Here is a 19837-nt window from a genome sequence, read left to right as displayed (position 1 = left end):
CGTCCCACCCATGCATCGCCACCAGGCGGTACAGCGCCGCCAGGTCCACCCGGGCCTGCCACTCCTCGGCGCTGACCTTGCCCTTCAGCGACGTGACGCCCGCGACCGAACCGTCAGCCATGGCCCTTCTCCCTGTGATCATTGTTCACTTCAGAGTCGCGCCGTGGGGGGCGGGCGTCAAGCGCCGGCGAGTCGGGCGATCGCGGCCGCCGCCGCGTCCTGGCTCGTCGGGTCGGTCGGCACGACGTCCAGCGTGGCCAGCAGCGGACGGTCGTGCTTTCGCCGCGCGCGATCGTAGGCGGGGTCGTAGTGCAGCCCCATGATCGCCTCGGCCAGATCCGCGAAGGCGCCGGATGCGATCATCCCCCGCCAGGCCGCCAGCCGCTCGACGCTGGGCCGGATGGGCAGGCGCGCGAACGCCGCCTCCATCGCCGCCCGGTCGGCGATCAGGTCGCCATAGGCCGACACGAGGTAGCGCGCCCGGTCTGCCCGCGCCGCGCTCAGCTCGATGCGCGGCGCCGCAGCCAGCCGCGTCCACAGCGCCGGCGGGATCATCCGCTCGCCGATCTTGCTGGACTCCGCCTCCGCTACCACCGGGCGCGCCGGGTCCAGGGCGTCCAGCGCGCCCAACAGCCGACTCTCGAACAGCTTCTGGCTCGGCTGGGCCCGGCCCGCGATCGCCCCGAACAGCGAGCCCCGGTGCGCGGCCAGCCCCTCCAGGTCCAGGGTCTGGACGCCCCGCGCCGCCAGCCGCCCCAGGATCTCGGTCTTGCCCGCCCCCGTCTGCCCGTCCAGCAGCACGAAGTTCAGGCCGAGGTCCCCGTCGTACAGCCGCGCTACCACCTCCCGGCGATAGGTCCGGTAGCCGCCGGCCAGCACCGTGGTCCGCCAGCCCACCTGTGACAGGATCGTGGCCATGGCGTTCGAACGCATCCCGCCGCGCCAGCAATAGACCAGCGGCCGGAACCCGCCCGGCCGGTCGGCCAGCGCCGTCTCCAGGTGGTGGGCCACGTTGCGCGCCACGTGCGCCGCCCCCAGCCGCCGGGCCGTGAAGCGCGACTGCTGCACATAGACCGTGCCCACCTGCGCCCGCTCGGCGTCCGACAGCACCGGCAGGTTCACCGCCCCCGGCACATGGTCCTCGGCGAACTCCCCCGGGCTGCGCACGTCGATCACCATGTCGAACCGCGCCAGGGCGGCCGGCGAAACATCTTGCGTGACCTCGAGGCTCATCGCGGTGCTATAGCGCGCTTCGCCCCAAGGGAGACCCCATGCCCGACGCCCTGCGACTGACCTCCCTCGCCCACGGCGGCGGCTGCGGCTGCAAGCTGGCGCCGGCGGTGCTGCAGGACATCATCTCCCGCATGCCCGCCGCGGCCGCCTTCCCCGACCTCATGGTGGGGACCGAGACCTCGGACGACGCGGCCGTCTGGCGGCTCAACGACCGCCAGGCCCTGGTGGCGACCACCGACTTCTTCATGCCGGTGGTGGACGATCCCTTCGACTTCGGCCGCATCGCCGCGACCAACGCCCTCTCCGACGTCTACGCCATGGGGGCCAGCCCCATCCTCGCCCTCGCCATCGTCGGCATGCCGGTGGGCAAGCTCAGCCCGGACACGATCGGAAAGATCCTCGCCGGCGGCGCCTCGGTCTGCGCGGCGGCCGGCATCCCGGTGGCCGGCGGCCACTCCATCGACAGCGTCGAGCCGATCTACGGCCTCGTGGCCCTGGGCCTCGTCCACCCGGATCGCGTGCTCACCAATCGCGGCGGCCGCCCCGGCGACGTCCTCATCCTCACCAAGGCCCTCGGCGTCGGCGTGCTCAGCGCCGCCTTCAAGCAGGAGCGCCTGGACGCGGCCGGCTACGCGGCCATGATCGCCAGCACCACCCAGCTCAACGTCCTCGGGCGCGAGCTGCCCGACATCGCCGGCGTCCACGCCGTCACCGACGTCACCGGCTTCGGCCTCCTGGGCCACGCCCTGGAGATGGCCCGCGGCGCCGGCCTCGCCGCCGAGATCGACGCCGACGCCCCGAACCTCCTCGCGGGCGTGGAGGCCTTCGTCCAGGCCGGCGTGCGCACCGGCGCCTCCACCCGCAACTGGGACAGCTACGGGGCCGACGTCGATCTCGCCAGCGCCCTCCCCGCCTGGCGCCGCGACCTCCTCACCGACCCGCAGACCAGCGGCGGCCTCCTCATCGCCGCCGCCCCGGAGGCCGCCGACGCGGTCCTGGCGCTGGCCCGGGCGCGCGGCTTCGACCGCGCCGCGGTGGTCGGGCGGCTCGTGGCGGGAGCGCCGGGGGTGCGGGTGGTCTAAGGCCGGGCGGCGCTCAGGCGCTGGGCCACTGACTCAGGATGGTCTGGCCGTCGAAATAGTCACGCCAATACGTGATGCGCCCGCCGCGCACCTCGAGAACGCCGGTGACGGGCAACTCGACCCACTTGTCCGCCAGGCGGTGCCGATCCAGGCGCTCCAGGAACACGCGCTCACCGTCGGAGGCTTCCCGCAGGATCTTGAATTCGTTCTCCAGCGTCGGCGCGAAGAAGGGCTCGAGGACCGCACGGATTCCCTCCGGTCCCCTCACGGTCCCGATCGGCGGTGGGTTGGTGTACTCGCAATCCGCCGCCACATGTTTCAGGGCGGCGTCGTAGTCGAGGTGCTCCATGTCCTTCATGAAGGCGCGGGCGATCTCCAAGGCTGAGGTCGACGAGACGGACATCGGAAGCTCCTTTGAACGGACGCCATCCTCTCCCGCCCCCGACCGCAGGAACATTACTTGTGAGGTAATGCCCCCGCCCAAGGCCGACGCGCCTGCCGCGGCTAGAGGGGTTCTTCCGCCAGCAGCCGGCCCTCGACGAGCGCCCTGGCTTCACGCGCGCCCTCAGTCGTCAGCGAGGCCGGTCCCGCCGGCAACGGTTCGTCGGCGCGCCGTCCTCGCCTTTCGAGGTCGTCGATCAGCAGCTTCATCTCCGCGATCTCCTTCACCTGGTCGCGCGTGATCCTGTCGGCGAGGTAGCGAACGCGCGGATCGCGGAGGTCGGCCTTGCGAGCGTTGTTGATGGCGATCGAGTGGTGCGGGATCATCGCTTTCATGAAGTTCACGTCGCCGATCAGCGCTTGGCTGCGGTTGACCGCGAGCAGCACGACCCCGCCGACGACCGCCGCCGCAAGCACGGCGATCTTCGCGGCGGTGGGGCGATACATCTTCCACATGAAGGCCAGCATCACCGCGCTCATGACGCAGGCCATCACCAGCGCCGAGACCAGGCGGGTGAGGCTGAACAGCGCGTGGTCGGCGCTGTAGACGAGCTGATACATCAGGAAGAACATGATCGTCGTCGAGACGGCGATCATCGCCCCAAAACGAACCCAACCCATGCTCATCGGCTGCTGATGGTCCATGGTGCTTCGCGCCTCTTCGTGGGCGTAAACACCCGAGGCTAGGTCAGGTTCAGCCCCGCGGCGTCATGGGCGTGCCAGGCGGTCCGGACGGGGGCTTGGCGTCAAACCTAGACACACCCTTCGGCCACAAGACTGTTCAGTCGCGCCGGATGTGATCACCCGACCCTGAACAGCCCTTGAAGCGCGCTCCTGTAATTCTATATCTCACTCGATATATAGAAACGAAGAGGAACGCACATGCTGTCCAGAACCCTGCTTGGCCTCGCCTCCGCCTGCGCGGTCGCCGTCGCCTCCCCTGCCTTCGCCCAGGGCGCGGCGAAGGCCGATATCGTCGACACGGCGGTGGCGGCGGGTCAGTTCAAGACCCTGGCCGCGGCGCTGAACGCCGCCGGCCTGGTCGGCACGCTGAAGGGCCCGGGACCGTTCACGGTCTTCGCGCCGACGGACGCGGCCTTCGCCAAGCTCCCGGCCGGCACGGTCGACACGCTCCTCAAGCCCGAGAACAAGGCTCAGCTAGTTTCGGTCCTGACCTACCACGTGGTCCCAGGCAAGGTCCCGTCCTCGGCGCTGGCCGGCAAGGTCACCGACGCCAAGACCGTAGAAGGGCGCACCGTCAAGGTCGACGCCACCGGCGGTGGCGTGACGGTGAACGGCGCCAAGGTCGTCACCGCCGACGTCGGGGCCGCCAACGGGGTCATCCACGTGGTCGATACGGTCCTGCTCCCGAAGTAGAGCCTCAGGCGGCCCAGCCCACGGACCGGCGCTTAGTCTCCCAAGCCCCGACGGTCCGAGCCGCCCACGGCGACGCCGCGCCGGAGTTGCTCCGGCGCGGCGTACGCGCGCAGGAAGGCCGCGCAGATGCTGTCGAAGGCCGCGGGCAGGTCCACCGGGCTGGTGTCGCGGCCGCCCAGGTGATCCTGGTGCAGGATCGCCAGCAGCAGCGGCGAAATCAGGAACAGCGCCGCCGCCCGCGTGTCGGTGGCGATCATCTCGCCGCGCGCCACATGGGCATCGAGGCGCCTGCGCAGAACGTCCACCGACGGATCGACGATGTAGCGAAGGGTCGACGGCCCGATCTCGGCGTCCAGCAGTCCCTCGGCAATGCTGACCGCGAAGACGTCGCCGAGCCGCGCCTCCCGCGGCGCGCGCATGGCCGTCAGCAGGGCCGCGCAATAGTCGCGGATCGAGGTCTCCAGATTCCCCGTGGGCTCCGCGACCGCCTCCAGCCCCCGCCGTCCCGCTTCCAGATACGTCTCCAGGATCGCCGCCATCAGCGTCGGCCGGTCGCCGAAGTAGTGGCGCAGGGTGGGAACCGAGACGTCGCCGGCCTCCGCGAGCTGGCGGAAGCTCGGCCGCGCCGTCTCGCGCCGCATGAGCCGGGCGGTGATCCGGCGCAGCAGCACGCTGCGCTTGTCGTCATAATCCCCGTCGCGCGCGCCCTTCGGTCTCGACAAGTGGCCAACCTCTTCGGCACTCGGCTTACCGGCTCGCCACCGCCCGGTCCACTTCGCTTGAGGCCGGTCGAGCCGCCGCGCGGATCAGAAGGAGATTCCAGGCGGCATGTTGGCGACGTTGCCGGCTTCGACGACGTAGATGACCGCCGTATCGTTCGTCACCCGGATCTGGAGGCGCGCCGTGAAGAGCGACCAGCGACTGATGACCAGCCGCTTCACGGTGCTGCCGTCGAGGCGCTGGCGTTGCCGATCGGCGCCGAACCACCAGCCCGAGTAGCGGATCTTCACCTCTGCGCCCGCGGGCTTCTGGAACCACGCTGTCGTGGTGACATTCCAGAATGTCTCCAGCGTGCGCCAGTCTCCGGAACGGACGAATTTCTCTCGGACCGGCATGATCACCCACCCTTTCTATGGTCTCGGCGTGACGCTCAGGCTCAGCGAGTAGTTCGCGTTCCGCGCGTTGCCGCCGGACGCGATGAAGTCGAGGGTCGTCTCGGCAGGGGTCGTGGTGATCGTGTGTTTGGCGATGAAGTCGTCGCGGTCGTACCAGTGGTCGCCGTCGTTCTCGAACAGGCTCAGCTCTCGTGCTCCGCTGAACAGGAACTCGTCATCGAGGTCGCGGGTCTGGCCTTGCGTCATGTTGGGAAGCGACCGCTTCGTCCCGTTGAAGGTCACGTACAGCTCATCCGTGAACGTCTCGGCCTGCTGGTTGCAGGTGATCGATCTGAGACGAAGAACGGCCGACTGCGGTGGAGGGTCGACGCTGACGCTCAGCGTGTAGCGCGCGCCCAGAGCGTTTCCGCTACCCGTGAACTCAAGGGTCCGATCGGCCGGTGAGTCGCCGATCGTGTGCCGGCCGATAAAGTCGTCCCGGTCGTACCAATGATCGCCGTCGTTCTCGAACAGGCTCAGCTGTCGCTCGCCTTCGAACGAGAACTCATCGTTGAGCGGCTTGGTCTCGCCGCGCGTCATGTTCGGCAGCGACCGCTTCGTCCCGTTGAACGTCACGTAAAGCTCGTCGGTGAAGGTCTCCGCCTGGCCGAGGCACGTGATCGCGTGAAGCCGGAGAATCGCCATGCGCGTACCTCAGTCCTCTTCGTCGCCGCAGACCTTGCCGACGGTCCAGCCGACCAGGCCGCCGATCAGCATTCCGCCGGACCCGCCGGTGAGCAGCGCGCCGATGAGCATGCCGAACAAGCCCGCCGCGGGGGCGACGGTGCTGTTCCGGGCCGAATAGCTCGCGCCGATCATCGTGGAGCCCATGTCGCTCGCCTCCGGGTCGTCCAGGGCCTCACGATGGAGTCCCTTGAGGATCGCCGAGCCCTTCTCGGGCGACTGCTTTCCGACTTCCACCTGGAACACGACGAGGCTCACCTGCTCCAGGCGCTTCACGTCGGCGTCGGTAAGCAGATGACCGCGCTGCATGCGTCTGAGGCCGAGATCGATCGCACGATGCCGGTCCCCTTTGGCGTCCTCGATCGCGCGGCGGGCCTCCTGCGCGATGTAGACGGCCAGATCGCCCGGCGCGATCTCCCAGGTGAGGAAGGCCCGCTGCAGCTCGGCGGATCTGAGGGCTTCGACGTTGAGCGTGGTCATGACGACCCTCGATCGGTCTGCGCCATAGGAAATCTCCTTCTGAGTGCGTTGCACACAGACCTTCGCGCGCAGTCGCGCGACGTCGAATTTCATAGCGAGCTACACAGGACGTGCTCGGGACGATGACGAACGCTGCCCCGGCCACCGTCGCGAATTCAAAGCTGAACTCGTCCGATGCGTGAAAGTAGAGCGCCCGCTCGGAAAATTTGTCAATCCGCGGTGCGTGCAAGCTCGCACCAAGCCAACAGCGCTCGAAGGGCGTCTGCTGACGCCTTGGCAGTCGACGCGAAGTAGTCGCCCGTCTTCCTATTCGGGCCTCGCGCTTCCTACTGAAACCACGACCGCGAATATCGCCACTGCTTCCACGAGATCTGCGCTCCCGTATGCGGCAGCCAGAGCTTAGCCTTAGCAAGCCCCCGGCGCGCCGCGCCGAAGCGGATTCGGCCGCAGACGAGGCAGCAATCGCAGAAGGGCCGCACCCGCGTCGCCGTCTGCGCCATTCCGCGTTTCCCGCGGTTCCCGACGACAGCGCCTGTGGCCCGCGAGCCTAGATCGTCCCCACCCGGTTCACCGCATCCAGCCAGCGGGCGTAGGCGCGCTCGCGGGGGTCCGGCGCCATGAGTGGCCGGTAGGATTCGGTGGCCGGCCGGGCGGCGGCGGCCTCATCCATGTCGCGATAGATCCCCGCGCCCAGGCCGGCGAACAGGGCCGCGCCCAGGGCCGTGGTCTCCTGGTAGGTCGCCCGGCAGACGCCGATGCCGGTCAGGTCGGCCAGCCGCTGGCTGAACCAAGGGCTCCGCGACATCCCCCCGTCGATCCGCAGCTCCACCTGGCCCTTGAAGGCCTGGGGCGCGTCGGCCCGCATGGCCTCGATCAGGTCGCGGGTCTGCAGGGCGCAGGCGTCGAAGGCGGCCCGCGCGATCTCGGGCCTGCCGGCGTCTCGGGTCAGACCGAAGATGGCCCCGCGGGCGTTGGCGTCCCACCACGGCGCGCCCAGCCCCGTGAAGGCCGGCACCAGCACCACGGGCAGGTCGTCGCGCGCGCCCATGGCCAGCGCCTCGGCCGCCCGCGGCCCGCCCTCGATCCCCAGGCCCTCGCCCAGCCACTGGATCGCCGCCCCGGCGATGAAGATCGCGCCCTCCAGCGCATAGGTGGTCCGCCCCGCCACCCGGGCCGCCACGGTGGTGAGCAGCCGCGCGCCGGAGACGGGCGCCGCCTCACCGGTGTTGATCAGCATGAAGCAGCCGGTGCCATAGGTGGCTTTCATCTCGCCCGGCCGGATGCAGCCCTGCCCCATCAGCGCCGCCTGCTGGTCGCCGGCCACGCCGCGGATCGGGATCGCCCGGCCCAGGATTTCCGCGTCCGTTTCGCCGAAGGCGCCCGCGCAGTCGCGCACCTCGGGAAGCAGGTCCAGCGGAACCCCCAGCATCCCACCCATCTCGGTCGACCATCGGCCGGCGCGGATGTCATAGAGCAAGGTGCGCGAGGCGTTGGTGGCGTCGGTGGCGTGGACCTTGCCGCCGGTCAGCTTCCAGATCACCCAGGCGTCGATGGTCCCGGCCAGCAGCTCGCCGGCCGCCGCCGCTTCCCGCGCTCCCGCCACGTGGCCCAGGAGCCAGGCCAGCTTGGTCCCGGAGAAATAGGGGTCCAGCAGCAGGCCGGTGATCTCGGTCACCCGCCGCTCGTGACCCGCGTCGCGCAGGCGCACGCACATGGCTTCGGTGCGGCGGTCCTGCCAGACGATGGCCTTGTGGATGGGCCGGCCGGTGGCCTTCTCCCAGACCACCAGGGTCTCGCGCTGGTTGGTGATCCCGATGGCGGCGACTTCGGCCAGGGTCCGGCCCGCCTTCTCCACCGCCGCCTTCAGCACGCGCACCGACGCCTCGAAGATCTCCTCGGCGTCGTGCTCGACCCAGCCGTCTTGGGGATAGTGCTGCTGCAGCGGCGCGCCGGCCTCGGCCAGCGGCTGGCCGTCGGCGGCGAAGAGGATCGCGCGCGTCGAGGTTGTGCCCTGGTCCAGGGCAAGGATCAGCGGTTGGTCCATGGCTGCGTTTCCTCCCCGCCCGCGTTAAGGCTTAAGCATGTCTTCACTCGGCAAGCGCAGAGTCGGATATAGCCGAGTTCGTACTGTAGAAATGGGAGACCGGCGCTTGAGCCTCGCGATGAGCAGCGAAAGCCTGCTCGATCTCGCAAAGAGCCGCCAGCCGGCGGACCGTGAACGCCTGCTCCTGGCGATCGCGGACCTGTGCGATTCCCCCTTCGCCGGCGAGGCGATGAAAAGCACCGGCATCCAGGCCCTGCTCTCCTCGATCTTCATGAGCCTCGTGGTCGAGGCCGAGCGCGAGATCCGCCACCGCCTGTCCCAGAAACTGGCCGCCGCCGACTGGGCGCCGAACGCCCTGGTCAACGTCCTGGCGCTGGACGACATCGAGATCGCCCGCCCGATCATCTCCCAGAGCCCGGTGCTCAAGGACCTCGACCTCGTGCGCCTACTGGTCGAGGCCACCATCGAGCACCAGATCGAGGTCGCCCGCCGGCCGCGCCTGTCGGGCGCCGTGGTCTCGGCGATCCTGCAGCAGGCGGAGCCCGCCGTCCTGACCGCCCTGGCCGGTAATCCCACCGCCGAGTTGTCGCCGGCGGACATGGAAGAACTGGTCGAGGCCTCGCGCCAGATCGCGGCGCTGCGCACCCCGCTCTCGCAGCATCCCAAGCTCACCGGCCAGTTGGCCAAGCGCCTCTACCTCTGGGTCGGCCTGGCGCTGCGCCAGGGCCTGGCCGAGCGCTTCCGCCTGGACGTCACCGTGCTGGACGAGGCGCTGGCCGCCTCGATGAGCGAGGCGCAGCACGGCGTGTCCAACGACGCCCTGCCACGCACCGCCCGGGAGGGCGAGCGCGAAGCCATGGAGCAGCGGCTGATCGACAAGCTGCATTCGGCGGGCCAGCTTCGCCCCGGCTACCTCATCCGCGCGCTGCGCGAGGGGCGGCTCGGCCTGTTCTCGGGCGCCCTGGCCGTCCTCGGCCGCTTCGACGCCAATCATGTGCAGGCCACCATCGATTCCGACCGGCCCGAGCTGCTGGCTCTCGCCTGCGCCGCCGTGGGCATCGACCGCAGCGTCTTCCCCGACATTCTGGACATGACGCGCAAGCTCAACAACGGTCGCCCGGGCGGCGGGGCCGAGGGCGCGCGCAAGGCCTCGGTGGCCTTCGCCCCGGTGTCGGCCGAGGTGGCCGGCGCGGCCTTCCGCCAGGCCGCCCGGGCGCTGTCACACGCCTGACTCGAACCGTTGTTTGACAGCGGCGAGAGCTTCAGCGTCTCTAGCGGCCGATGAAAAAGTCGTTCGTCACCCGCCTCACCTTCGTCGCCAGCAACCGGCCGGAGGCCCAGGAATCGCGGGAGCGGCTGATCGCCCGCTACGGCGACGCAGGCCTCGAAGAGGCGCAGGTGATCGTGGCCCTGGGCGGCGACGGCTTCATGCTCGAGACCGTCCACGACCTGATGCATTCCAGCAAGCCGATCTACGGCATGAACCGCGGTTCGGTCGGCTTCCTGATGAACGAATTCTCGGAAGACGACCTGTTGGGCCGCATCAACGCCGCCGAGCATGCCGAAATCCATCCGCTGCGCATGCAGGCGGTGGACGTGGACGGCAAGACGCACGAGGCCCTCGCCTTCAACGAGGTCAGCCTGCTGCGCACCACGCGCCAAGCGGCCAAGCTGCGCATCTCGGTGGACGGCAAGGTGCGGCTGTCCGAGCTGATCTGCGACGGAGCCCTGATCTCCACGCCGATGGGGTCCACCGCCTACAACCTCTCGGCCCACGGGCCGATCATCCCCCTGGACGCCAAGATCCTGGCGCTGACGCCGATCAGCGCCTTTCGCCCCCGCCGCTGGCGGGGCGCCCTGTTGTCCCACACCGCCCGCCTGCGCCTGGAGGTGCTGGAGGCCGCCAAGCGGCCGGTCAGCGCCGTGGCCGACAACTTCGAGGCGCCCAACGTCATCGAGGTCTACATCGCCGAGGATCGCGACGTGTCGCTGGTCATGCTGTTCGACGCCGGCCGAAGCCTCGAAGAGCGTGTTTTGGCGGAGCAATTCTCGGTCTGAACAGCCAAGCCGACACCGCTCATTAACGGGTCCGCCCTATCCTCGCCGGGCGATCGTTCGGGAGAGTCACGTGAGCGAACCCAAGTCCGGCCAGATGATCCAGGCCCCCAGCGCCCTTCGGCTGAAGGTGGGCGGCGGACGGCTGGGCGCCATCGATCCGGCTGCGATCGCCAAGGCCGAAGCCGCCCTGAAGAGCCTTTCCGGCAATTTCACCCAGTGGCTGAACGACGAGATCACCAAGCTCGAAGGCGCCCGCCAGACCGTGCGGACAGAAGGCGCCAACCCCGAGAACATGGAAAGCCTCTACCTGCGCGCCCACGACCTGAAGGGCCTGGGCGCCACTTACGGCTTCCCGCTGATCACCCGCATCGCCGGCCTGCTCTGCCGGCTGATCGACGACAAGGCCAAGCGCCTGCAGGCCCCGGTCGCGCTGATCGACGCGCACATCGACGCCATCAAGGCCGCCGCCCGCGACGACATCAAGACCGAGGAACATCCGGTCGGGAAGATTCTGGTCCAGGAACTCGAAAGCCGCATCAGCGCCTTCGGCGCCTGAGCCCCGGCTAGACCTTCATCGCCAGCGCGACCCGGTCCATCGGCTCGGCGACCTCGCCGTAGCCAGCGTCCGGCGGCAGGACCAGATAGCGTCCGTCGTCCCGCATCTCCACCTTCGGCAGCACGGTCACCAGCGTCCTGGCGCTGGCGCGCGCGACGCAGTCCTCCGCGCTCGACGCCTCCGCCAGCAGCTGCACGTTCATCCGCGTCGGGAAGATCACCGTCCGCTCGCCGGCGTCCGCCAGCCGCAGGATCTCCGCCGGCGCGATCCACTCCGCATCCACCGCCTCGCGCCCGTCGGCCGCCGCCACCTGGTCGGCCGGCGCGCGGACGGCGTAGAACCAGGTGTCGAACCGCTTGGGCATCATGACGGGCGTGATCCAGCGGGCGAAGATGGTCAGGGCGTCCAGCCGCAGCCGCACGCCCAGTTCGCGCACCACGTCGATGAACGGCGTCTTGCCATGGTCGACGGCCGATCTCACCTCGGGGTCGCAGACCTCCGCGAAGTCGGAGCCGTCCAGCCCCTCGGCGATCAGGATGCCGGCCTCCTCGTAGGCCTCGCGGATCGCGGCGATGCGCAGGCCCCGCTGCTCGGCGTCGAAGGCGTCCCAGCCGATGCAATGCTCGGCCCAGGCCGGATCCTCGTCCCCCGGGTGCGACTTCCCGCCGGGAAACACCAGGGCCCCGGAGGCGAAATCGATCTGGTGATGGCGCTTGACCATCAGGACCTGGAACTCCGGCGCGTCGCGGAGCAGCAGGATGGTGGCCGACGGCTTGGCTTCGGCCGGTTCCCGGGCGGGGGTTTCACTCATGGGGCCAGCTTGGGCCGCGGGTTCGGGGCGCGCAAGATTGCCCCAGCGGCAGCCGCTAGGCGATCAGCACGACGTCTTCCTGCGGCGCGGCAACGGGCCCGGGCGCGGCCTCCTTCCGGTCCATGCGCGACAGCAGATAGTCCACGTCTTCCCGCGAGGCCTGCTCCGGCTGGGTCATGAACCGCTGCAGCATGCGCTCCTGGAACCGCTCCTGATCCCGCGCGCCGCCGTCGAACTCCATCGAGTGGAAGGTGTCGACCGCCGCCCGGAACGCCGGGAACAGCCGCGCCGGCAGTCCGGCCCGCTCGTAGATGGCGCGCAGGCCCAGCGGCCCGGCGTCGTGGATCATCAGCCAGGTCCGGTGATGCGGCACCCCGGCCAGTTCCGCCACGCCCCACTCGAAGAAGGTCATGTGGCCGTTGGCCAGGGCGCGCAGCAGCAGCGAGGCGGTCAGCCGCCCCTCGGCGTTGAGATGGGTGACCAGCCCGCGAACGTCGGCCGTCTTGCCCGCCTGGTCCACGAGGTCGACCGTGGCGCGTTCGGCTGCGCCGGTGACGATCTCCAGCGCCGTCTCGGCTGTCACCGCGTGGTTGACGATCAGGTGGTCGCGCACCTTCTCGCTGACGAGGGAGATCAGCCGCTCGGTCACCGAGAGCGGCAGGACGTTGCGATAGGCCACCGCCGCCAGCACCCGCTCAGAGACTTGGAAGCGGTCGACGACGCGCTGCAGGCCGCTCTCGCCGAAGTCGGCGCCGGGGTTGGCGCAGGCCGTGGCCACGGCGCGCTCGCCCCCGTGCTCGGCCAGGCTGTCGGTCACCTTCCGCGAAAGCTGCGGACGCTTGGCGATGGCGGTCTGGCGGACGGGTCCGCCCAGGCGGACGATCTCGGCCAGGTCGGCGTCGGTGAAGGCCGGCGAGAACGCCAGCATGGGCAGGCAGACGCTCTCCACGTCCCGCGACAGCTTTACCGCCACGTCGCGCGGCACGACCGGAGAGGCCTTCAGCGTCTCGGCGATGGCCTTGCGCACCAGTTCGGCGGCGTCGGCGGCCATGACCCGCAGGATGTCGGCGGCCAGGGCCCGGTCGTCGTCCGAAAGCGGCACGCGATCCATCGTGCGGCAGAGCTTGCGCGCCGCGAGGGCGCGTTCGTCCGGCGTCGCGCCCTTCACCAGCGTACGGATATCCTCATCCGTCAGCGCTGACCGCGTGGTCGCCATCCCCGTCTCTTATCCCCCGTCCGAAGCAGCTTCGGAGTCCCGCGATTCGAGATTTGCGCTGTGAAGCTTAACGATAGGTTGCCAATCGAATCTGTGGATTAAGGATCTCGCGTAACCGGCCGCGAACGGCTGGCGCCCGACCCTGTCGCCTCGCACGCGAAGGGACCTGCCCGTGGCCTCGATTCCGCACGTCGCTCCCGACCTCGGCCTGACCGCGGACGCCCAGGGCATGCAGGCGCAGACCGCGCTCCTCCCCTACGCCCTGCTCGCGTTTGGCGTCGGCCTGCCCATCTTCGCGTGGGTCGGCAGCCATGCGCCCAATGCGCCCTGGATGGGCGCCTGCCTGGTCGCCTTCGCCATCAGCTGGGGCGTGTTCTACGGCGTGATGGACTGGCTGAAGAAGCCGGCCGCGGCCGATGTACGCAGGCGTGGCCGTGTGCATCTGGCCTGCAGTTTCACCTGGGCCCTGGCCATCGCCCAGATCGCCCTGTTCGCCCATTTCGCGGGGCCCGTGCGCGAGCTGCTCATGCTCCTCACCCTGGGCGCGGGCATGGTCTGCATCGTCTTTGCGACGCCCTGGCTCCCCAGCCTGCTGGTGGTTGCGCCCGTCGCCCTGGCCCCGCCGCTGCTGGGACTGTTTGCGGGCGCCGAAGGGCCGCACATGCCCCGCGTCGCCCTGGCCGCCACGGCCATCGCCCTCGCCCTCGCCCTGCTGGTCAACCGCATCCTGCGAACCCAGTTCGCCATGGCGGCCGAGCGTGAGGTCCTGATCGCCGAGCGGGCCGAACAGGCCGAGGCCGCCCGGCGGCTGGCGCGCTCCAAGTCCGACCTGGTCTCGACACTCTCGGACGAGATCCGCAACGGCCTAACCGGCGTGGCCCACGTCCTGGGCTCGGCCGCGGGCCGCGGGCGCGCGGCCCCCTCGCGCCAGCAGGTCGTCGCGGCGCTGGATGCGGTCAACGATCTCCTGGCGGTCCTGGAGACCACCGTCGACGCCGAGAGCGCCGAGGCCGGCCGCCTGACCGTCGAGCCCAAGCCCATCGACCTGGCCGCCCTCGCCCATGACCTGATCCTGCTGAACCGCCCGGCCGCCGCGGCCAAGGGGCTGGAACTGGCGGTGCATGTCGACGAGCCCCTGGCCCAGTCGAAGGGCTGCGCCATCGCCGATCCCGCCCGCGCCCGGCAGGTGCTGGCCGCCCTGATCGGCAACGCGGTGAAGTTCACCCTGCGCGGCCGCGTGGAGGTCCGCCTGTCGGTGAGCGAGCGCCGCATCTTCGCCGCCGTGGCCGACACCGGCCCCGGCCTTACGAGCGATGAGCTTGCGACCGCGCTCCGCCCTTTCGAGCGCGTGGCGCGCACCAGCGCGGGCAGCTCGGGCGCTGGCCTGGGCCTGCCGCTGGCCGCGCAGCTCGCCCGGCTGATGGGCGGCGACCTGCGCGCCGAGAGCGCGCCGGGGGTCGGAAGCTGTTTCACGCTGGAGCTGCCTTTCGATCCCGCCGCGCGTCGGCTGGTCGCCGAGGCCGCTCCCCCGCCGGCGCCGGAGAATCCGGGCCGCCGGCTGCGAGTCCTGACCGTCGAGACCGACGCGCACGCCGCCGCCATGCTCCGCGCCAGCCTCGAACAGCTCGGCCACCAGGTCGTCCATGCCGCCGACGGGACCCGCGCGGTTGGGCTCGCCCGCATCTGCGACCTGGACCTGGTCGTCGCCGACGATCCCGCCACCATCGTGGCGCTGCGGGGCCTGGCGGGCGCGGCCGCGCGCACCCCCGTCATCGCCCTCACCGCAGGCGATCCCGACGAGTCCGAAGCCGCCCTGGCGGCCGGCGCCGACGCCCTGCTCCGTCGGCCGGTGGCCCTCCCCGCGGCGGCCCGGGCCATCGCCACGGCCCTCGCGGCCAGCGCCCCCGCCAACGATCGCGCCCGGGTGGCGTAGGCGCCGCACCGTCACCTCCGCTACGGTGCCCTCAACATTGGAGGGTCGCGTGCTGCTCGAAGGTCTAAAGGTCGTCGATTTCTCCGCCTACATCGCCGGTCCCGGCGCCGCGGGCATCCTGGCCGACTGGGGCGCCTCGGTCATCAAGGTCGAGCGCCCGGGCGGCGACAACATGCGGCACGTCTTCCAGGACCTGGCCAACGATCTCGGCTCGAACCCGACCTTCGACCTCGACAACCGGGGCAAGCGGGGCGTGGTCCTGGATATCTCCAAGCCGGCGGGGCGCGACGCGCTGGCCAGGCTGGCCGCCGATGCGGACGTCTTTCTCACCAACGTGCGGCCAGTGTCGCTGAAGCGGAACGGACTCGACGACGAGACCCTGCGCAAGGCCAACCCGCGCCTGGTCTATGCGGTGATCACCGGCTATGGGCTCGAGGGACCGGACGCCCACCTGCCGGGCTTCGACGTCACGGCCTTCTGGGCCCGATCCGGCATCGGCTACATGACCGCGCCCAAGGGGGCCGAGCCCTTCCTGCGGACCTCCGGGGTGGGCGACCACACGACATCGCTCGCCACGGTCGCGGCGATCCTTGCGGCGCTCTACGAGCGCGAGCGGACAGGCCAGGGACGGCTGGTCCAGACCTCGCTGCTGGCGTCCGGCGTCTATCTCATGGGCTCGGACATGGCCGTCCAGCTCAAGTTCGGACGCGTCGCGTCGGGCCGGCCCCGCGGCAATCCGATCAACGCCATCGCCAACTACTACCAGAGCGCCGAAGGCCGCTGGTTCGTGCACAATCCGCGCGGCTCCAGCGGCGGGTGGGAACAGTTCGCCGAGGCGGCGGGCCGGCCCGACCTGGTCGCCGACGAGCGGTTCGCCACCGGCAAGGCGCGCCGCCAGAACGCTGCGGCGCTCGCCGCCGAACTGGACAAGGGGTTCGCCGCCCTGCCCTTCGACGAGATCGCCCGCCGGCTCGATGCAGCCGACCTGGTCTGGGCTCCGATGCAGACGCCCGCCGAAGTCGCCACCGATCCGCAGATCGCCGCCGCCGGCGCCTTCGTGGAGATCGAGGACGGCCAGGGCGGGACCTATCGCTCGCCCGCCGCGCCCGCCCGCTTCCCCGGCGCCGACGCCGACCGGCGGCCGCCCGCGCCGCGGCTGGGCGAGCACACGCGCGAGGTGCTGGCGGAACTGGGCTACGGCGCCTCGGAAATCGAGGCCATGTTCGCCGACGGCGCAGCGGCGTGAATCGGCTGCGGAACGGATAACGTTGATCCAGGTCAAGGCTGCTCCCTCGCGCGCACCCGACTGAGACCCATGTCCTGGTCGCGCCGCCTCATGTTCGTACTGTCCCTGGACGGACTACTGGACGGCCGCCTGGGCTGGCCCGGCAGCCTGGTGGCGCGCTACGGCGTCACCGTTCTCGCCGTCGCGCTCGCCACCCTCGCCCGCGTGTGGCTGAATCCCTGGATCTCGAGCGCCCAGTTCATCACCTTCTTCCCCGCGGTGCTGATCGCCACCTTGCTGGCCGGAACCGCGCCCGGCCTGCTGTCGGTGGCCCTGTCCGCCGCCGCATCCTGGTTCGTGGTCGGCGCGGCGAACCTGCCCGGCTACAACGCCAGCGCCCTGTTCCTCTTCGTGCCGGTGGCGATCATGGATGTGGCGGCCATCTCCGGACTCCTCGCGGCCTATTCGGGTTCCAGGACGGCGCTCGCCCGCGTCGGCGAACTGAACGCGAGCCTCAGCCGGAGCGAGGCGCGGTTCCGCGACGTGGTCGAAGCCGCGCCCGACGCCATGATCATCGCCGACCGGAACCAGCGCATCGTGCTGGTCAACGCCGAGGCGGAGCGACTCTTCCGGTACGGGCGTCCCGAACTCCTCGGTCAGCCCCTGACGCGGCTCATGCCGCACCGGTTTCATGACTTCCACGGCGCGCGGGTCGCCGATTTCGACGGGGCCCAGGGGCCGAGGCGCATGGGCGACGGCGCGGACCTGTTCGGCCTTCGCCGGGATGGGACCGAGTTTCCCGTCGAGACCAACCTCAGCGTCCTGCCGGGCGATGGCGACGACCTGATCTGCAGCGTCGTCCGCGATCTGACCTTCCGCAAGGAGACGCAGGAGCGCCAGACTCTGCTGATCCGGGAGCTGAACCATCGAGTGAAGAACACCCTGGCCAGCGTCCAGTCGATCGCCCACCACACCTTCAAGTCCACGGGCGACCCGGCCGCGTTTTCCGAGGCGCTGGAGGCCCGGCTGATCGCCCTGTCGCAGAGTCACGACGTGCTCACCCGCAACGACTGGGCCGGCGCCAGCGTGGCCGACATCGTGGCCGAACAGCTCTCGCCCTACGATCACGGGGCGCGGCCGCCCTACACGCTGGAGGGCCCCGCGATGACGCTCGGCCCGAACCGCGCCGTCACCCTCGGCATGGCCCTGGGCGAACTGGCCACCAACGCCGCCAAGTTCGGGGCTCTGGCGGGGACGGGTACGGTCCACGTCGCATGGGAAAAGCACCGCGAGGGGGCCGAGACGTGGCTGCGGCTGACCTGGCGGGAGCGGGGCGGGCCGCCGGTCACGCCGCCCGCACGCCGGGGTTTCGGCACCCGGCTGATCGAGCGCAGCCTCGCCGGCGGCCTTCGGGGATCGGCGAAGCTCGAGTTCGGCCCGGAGGGCGTGACGTGCGTGATGGATTTCCCGTTGCTGGCCGGTGAAGCATGACCGCGTCCCCATCCCTGTCGGGCCGCCGCATCCTCGTCGTCGAGGACGAGCCCCTGCTGGCGATGATGATCGAGGATCTTCTGAGCGAGGCCGGCTGCGTGGTCGTAGGCCCCGCCTCGCATCTTGCCGCCGGCCTGGCGCTGGCCTCGGAGGCGGAGCTGGACGGCGCCCTGCTGGACGTCAATCTCGGCAGCGAGCCCGTCTATCCGGTGGCGGACACGCTGCGCCGCCGCGGCGTGCCGTTCGTCTTCGTGACCGGCTACGGCCGCCACGGCCTGGATACACCCTACGCTGCGCACCCCATCATCCAGAAGCCGTTCAAGCCGTCCAGCTTCGGGCGGGATGTGGCGCGCGCCCTCGTGGAGGCGGCCGCGCTCGCGCAGGGCTAGCGGCCGGACTAGCTGTCGCGGCTGTCCGAGAGGACCTTGAGCATCTCGCTGGTGAACAGCGAACCCGTCAGCCGGCTGCCGACCCCGGCCTGATCGGCGGGCTGCGCGCCGCGCAGGATCATCGCCACCAGGGCGTCTTGTTCGCGCTCCCGCGCCGCGCGGCGGGTCGAGGCGTACTGGATGAAGCCTCCGTCCACCGGGTCGGCGGCCGGCGCCGGCCGGTCGACCGTCTGGACGCTTCCGCCGCCGCTGCGGGTCAGGTTCGCATAGACCTCGCCCACCGTGGCGGGGCGGCCGTCGCGATAGAAGATCGCCTTGTTCGCGCGCGCGGCGTCGGGAAACAGCGAGGCTGCGGTCGCCCCTGGCTGGCTTTCCGCCGCCCGGATGAGCTTGGCCGAGCCGGACGGGCCCAGGAAGTGCGCGACATAGAGCTCGCCCGAGGTCGGCGCGCGGCCCACCCGTCCCTTGAGGTAGGCGGCGTGGTCCGCGGTCATCTCGCCGGCCATCAGGGAAGCGGCGTGAGGGTCTAGCTTGAGGTCCATGACCGCCCGCCGCGCCTCGCCATCGGCGACGCGATAGCGGCCGTCCGACCCCTTGGTGATCAGGTCGGCATAGCGGGCATAACCGTGCTTGGAACCATGCTGCTTCAGCGTGGACAGCCAGGTCTGGTCGACGAACTGGAAGAGGCCGGCGGCCGAGGAAGTCGACGCCCGGGCGCGCGGGTTGAAGCTGCTCTCGCGGCCCGCGGTCTTCATCAGGAATCCGAAATCGACCCCCGTCGCCTGGGAGGCGCGCTGGATCGCGGCTTCGACGATGCCCCGGATTCCCTGGACGGCCATGCGCCAGTGGTCGCCGATCATGGTTAACACCCGGCTAACCCTGTTCAGAATGCCGCCGCAATCGGCGGGCGTCCCGCCATATTACCGCTGTAATTGACGCATCGACTACGCCTGTAATTCACCACGGAGCAAGCGATGGTCATCCGCCAGCCCACCCCCTTCGATTTCGTCGCGCCCCGGCGGCGCATGTCGCGCACCACCAGCCTGGTCGTCGCCGGCTCCCTCGGCCTCCATGCGCTCGTCGCGGCCTATCTCGCCATGATGCAGTTCGCGCCGCCCAAGCCGCAGCCGGTGGAAGATGGGCCCCCGATCGTCGTCGACATCGGCCCCTTGCCGAAGAAGCCCCCGCCTCCGCCACCGGAGACGCCGCCGAAGCGCGTCGTCTCGCCGCGCCCGCCGGTGATCACCAGCGCGCCGATCCCCGTCGCGCCGACGCCGCTGGCGCCCGTCATCGAGCCGGCGCCGACCCCAGGGCCGACGGCGGTCGATCCGCCCACGCCGGTCGCCCCGCCGACGGTCGATCCGGTGATCCGCAACCCGACCTGGCTGCGCAAGCCGGACAGCGCGGACATGGCGCGGTTCTACCCGGACCGCGCGGTGCGGATGGAGGTCGAAGGCCGCGCCGTCATCTCATGCCAAGTGACCGACGCCGGCGCCGTCTCCGCCTGCCGCGTCGCCTCGGAGACGCCGGCCGACATGGGCTTCGGCTCGGCGGCGCTGAAGCTCGCGAGGTACTTCCGGATGAGCCCTCAGACCGTCGACGGCCGCCCCGTCGGCGGCGCCCAGGTCTCGATCCCGATCGTCTTCCGCCTGCCTAGCTAGGC

At 70.5% G+C, this 19837-nt stretch carries 21 protein-coding genes and 1 pseudogene; 10 read left to right on the top strand and 12 right to left on the bottom strand.

What is annotated here, in order from left to right:
- Nucleotides 1–121: pseudogene (locus A2790_RS03770) on the bottom strand (class II aldolase); the annotation flags it as partial.
- Nucleotides 122–177: 56 nt separating this feature from the next.
- Nucleotides 178–1233 (bottom strand): tRNA 2-selenouridine(34) synthase MnmH, encoded by a 1056-nt coding sequence (gene mnmH, locus A2790_RS03765; RefSeq protein WP_293387721.1) that lies wholly within the window; start codon nt 1231–1233, stop codon nt 178–180.
- Nucleotides 1234–1271: 38 nt separating this feature from the next.
- Between mnmH and selD the strand changes: the two genes are divergently transcribed.
- The gene (gene selD, locus A2790_RS03760; protein WP_293387719.1) at nt 1272–2315 is read left to right on the top strand and encodes a selenide, water dikinase SelD; all 1044 of its coding nucleotides are present in this window, start codon (nt 1272–1274) and stop codon (nt 2313–2315) included.
- Nucleotides 2316–2328: 13 nt separating this feature from the next.
- On the opposite strand, the gene A2790_RS03755 is transcribed toward selD, so the two are convergent.
- Nucleotides 2329–2718: a limonene-1,2-epoxide hydrolase family protein gene (locus A2790_RS03755; protein WP_293387717.1), complete on the bottom strand. Its 390-nt coding sequence runs from the start codon at nt 2716–2718 to the stop codon at nt 2329–2331.
- A gap of 101 nt (nt 2719–2819) precedes the next feature.
- A complete protein-coding gene (locus tag A2790_RS03750; RefSeq protein WP_293387715.1) occupies nt 2820–3401 on the bottom strand; it encodes a DUF305 domain-containing protein in 582 nt (193 codons plus the stop codon).
- Nucleotides 3402–3638: 237 nt separating this feature from the next.
- Between A2790_RS03750 and A2790_RS03745 the strand changes: the two genes are divergently transcribed.
- Entirely contained in the window at nt 3639–4133 is a 495-nt protein-coding gene (locus A2790_RS03745; protein ID WP_293387713.1) for a fasciclin domain-containing protein, read from the top strand.
- Nucleotides 4134–4165: 32 nt separating this feature from the next.
- Here the strand turns inward: A2790_RS03745 and A2790_RS03740 are convergent, their stop codons facing one another.
- The 5 genes from A2790_RS03740 to glpK all read right to left on the bottom strand — a co-directional run bounded on the left by A2790_RS03740 (nt 4166) and on the right by glpK (nt 8495).
- On the bottom strand, nt 4166–4855 hold the full coding sequence (locus A2790_RS03740) for a TetR/AcrR family transcriptional regulator (protein ID WP_293387711.1): 690 nt from the start codon (nt 4853–4855) through the stop codon (nt 4166–4168).
- Between the two features lie 84 nt (nt 4856–4939).
- Nucleotides 4940–5248 (bottom strand): hypothetical protein, encoded by a 309-nt coding sequence (locus tag A2790_RS03735; RefSeq protein WP_293387709.1) that lies wholly within the window; start codon nt 5246–5248, stop codon nt 4940–4942.
- 15 nt (nt 5249–5263) lie between these two features.
- The gene (locus A2790_RS03730; RefSeq protein WP_293387707.1) at nt 5264–5932 is read right to left on the bottom strand and encodes a hypothetical protein; all 669 of its coding nucleotides are present in this window, start codon (nt 5930–5932) and stop codon (nt 5264–5266) included.
- A 9-nt stretch (nt 5933–5941) separates the two neighbouring features.
- On the bottom strand, nt 5942–6451 hold the full coding sequence (locus A2790_RS03725) for a hypothetical protein (RefSeq protein WP_293387705.1): 510 nt from the start codon (nt 6449–6451) through the stop codon (nt 5942–5944).
- 547 nt (nt 6452–6998) lie between these two features.
- Nucleotides 6999–8495: a glycerol kinase GlpK gene (gene glpK / locus A2790_RS03720; protein ID WP_293387703.1), complete on the bottom strand. Its 1497-nt coding sequence runs from the start codon at nt 8493–8495 to the stop codon at nt 6999–7001.
- 118 nt (nt 8496–8613) lie between these two features.
- Here glpK and A2790_RS03715 point away from each other — a divergent pair, with 118 nt between their 5' ends.
- The 3 genes from A2790_RS03715 to A2790_RS03705 all read left to right on the top strand — a co-directional run bounded on the left by A2790_RS03715 (nt 8614) and on the right by A2790_RS03705 (nt 11109).
- Nucleotides 8614–9726 (top strand): DUF2336 domain-containing protein, encoded by a 1113-nt coding sequence (locus A2790_RS03715; RefSeq protein ID WP_293387701.1) that lies wholly within the window; start codon nt 8614–8616, stop codon nt 9724–9726.
- Between the two features lie 50 nt (nt 9727–9776).
- Nucleotides 9777–10553, top strand: coding sequence for an NAD kinase (locus A2790_RS03710; protein WP_293387699.1), 777 nt, complete (start codon nt 9777–9779; stop codon nt 10551–10553).
- Nucleotides 10554–10623: 70 nt separating this feature from the next.
- Complete coding sequence (locus A2790_RS03705; protein ID WP_293387697.1) at nt 10624–11109, top strand: Hpt domain-containing protein; 486 nt, start codon at nt 10624–10626, stop codon at nt 11107–11109.
- Nucleotides 11110–11116: 7 nt separating this feature from the next.
- Here A2790_RS03705 and A2790_RS03700 read toward each other — a convergent pair whose 3' ends face one another.
- Both A2790_RS03700 and A2790_RS03695 read right to left on the bottom strand, forming a co-directional pair.
- Nucleotides 11117–11920, bottom strand: coding sequence for an NUDIX domain-containing protein (locus tag A2790_RS03700; protein WP_293387695.1), 804 nt, complete (start codon nt 11918–11920; stop codon nt 11117–11119).
- Between the two features lie 55 nt (nt 11921–11975).
- Nucleotides 11976–13136 (bottom strand): DUF2336 domain-containing protein, encoded by a 1161-nt coding sequence (locus A2790_RS03695; RefSeq protein ID WP_293387693.1) that lies wholly within the window; start codon nt 13134–13136, stop codon nt 11976–11978.
- 172 nt (nt 13137–13308) lie between these two features.
- Here A2790_RS03695 and A2790_RS03690 point away from each other — a divergent pair, with 172 nt between their 5' ends.
- From A2790_RS03690 to A2790_RS03675, 4 genes are all read left to right on the top strand, one after another.
- Nucleotides 13309–15069 (top strand): hybrid sensor histidine kinase/response regulator, encoded by a 1761-nt coding sequence (locus tag A2790_RS03690; protein ID WP_363080324.1) that lies wholly within the window; start codon nt 13309–13311, stop codon nt 15067–15069.
- 49 nt (nt 15070–15118) lie between these two features.
- Complete coding sequence (locus A2790_RS03685) at nt 15119–16315, top strand: CaiB/BaiF CoA-transferase family protein (protein ID WP_293387691.1); 1197 nt, start codon at nt 15119–15121, stop codon at nt 16313–16315.
- Between the two features lie 69 nt (nt 16316–16384).
- On the top strand, nt 16385–17785 hold the full coding sequence (locus A2790_RS03680; RefSeq protein ID WP_293387689.1) for an HWE histidine kinase domain-containing protein: 1401 nt from the start codon (nt 16385–16387) through the stop codon (nt 17783–17785).
- Nucleotides 17782–18174, top strand: a complete 393-nt coding sequence (locus A2790_RS03675) for a response regulator (protein ID WP_293387687.1) — start codon at nt 17782–17784, stop codon at nt 18172–18174. The genes A2790_RS03680 and A2790_RS03675 overlap by 4 nt, the downstream gene beginning before the upstream one ends.
- An 8-nt stretch (nt 18175–18182) precedes the next feature.
- Here the strand turns inward: A2790_RS03675 and A2790_RS03670 are convergent, their stop codons facing one another.
- The gene (locus A2790_RS03670; protein WP_293387685.1) at nt 18183–19034 is read right to left on the bottom strand and encodes a transglycosylase SLT domain-containing protein; all 852 of its coding nucleotides are present in this window, start codon (nt 19032–19034) and stop codon (nt 18183–18185) included.
- Between the two features lie 114 nt (nt 19035–19148).
- On the opposite strand from A2790_RS03670, the gene A2790_RS03665 reads away from it, so the two are divergent.
- Nucleotides 19149–19835 (top strand): TonB family protein, encoded by a 687-nt coding sequence (locus A2790_RS03665; RefSeq protein WP_293387683.1) that lies wholly within the window; start codon nt 19149–19151, stop codon nt 19833–19835.
- Nucleotides 19836–19837: the final 2 nt, after the last annotated feature.

Source organism: Phenylobacterium sp. RIFCSPHIGHO2_01_FULL_69_31 (assembly GCF_001824475.1).
Lineage (GTDB): Bacteria > Pseudomonadota > Alphaproteobacteria > Caulobacterales > Caulobacteraceae > Phenylobacterium.
This window is presented reverse-complemented; position numbering and strand designations above follow the sequence as displayed.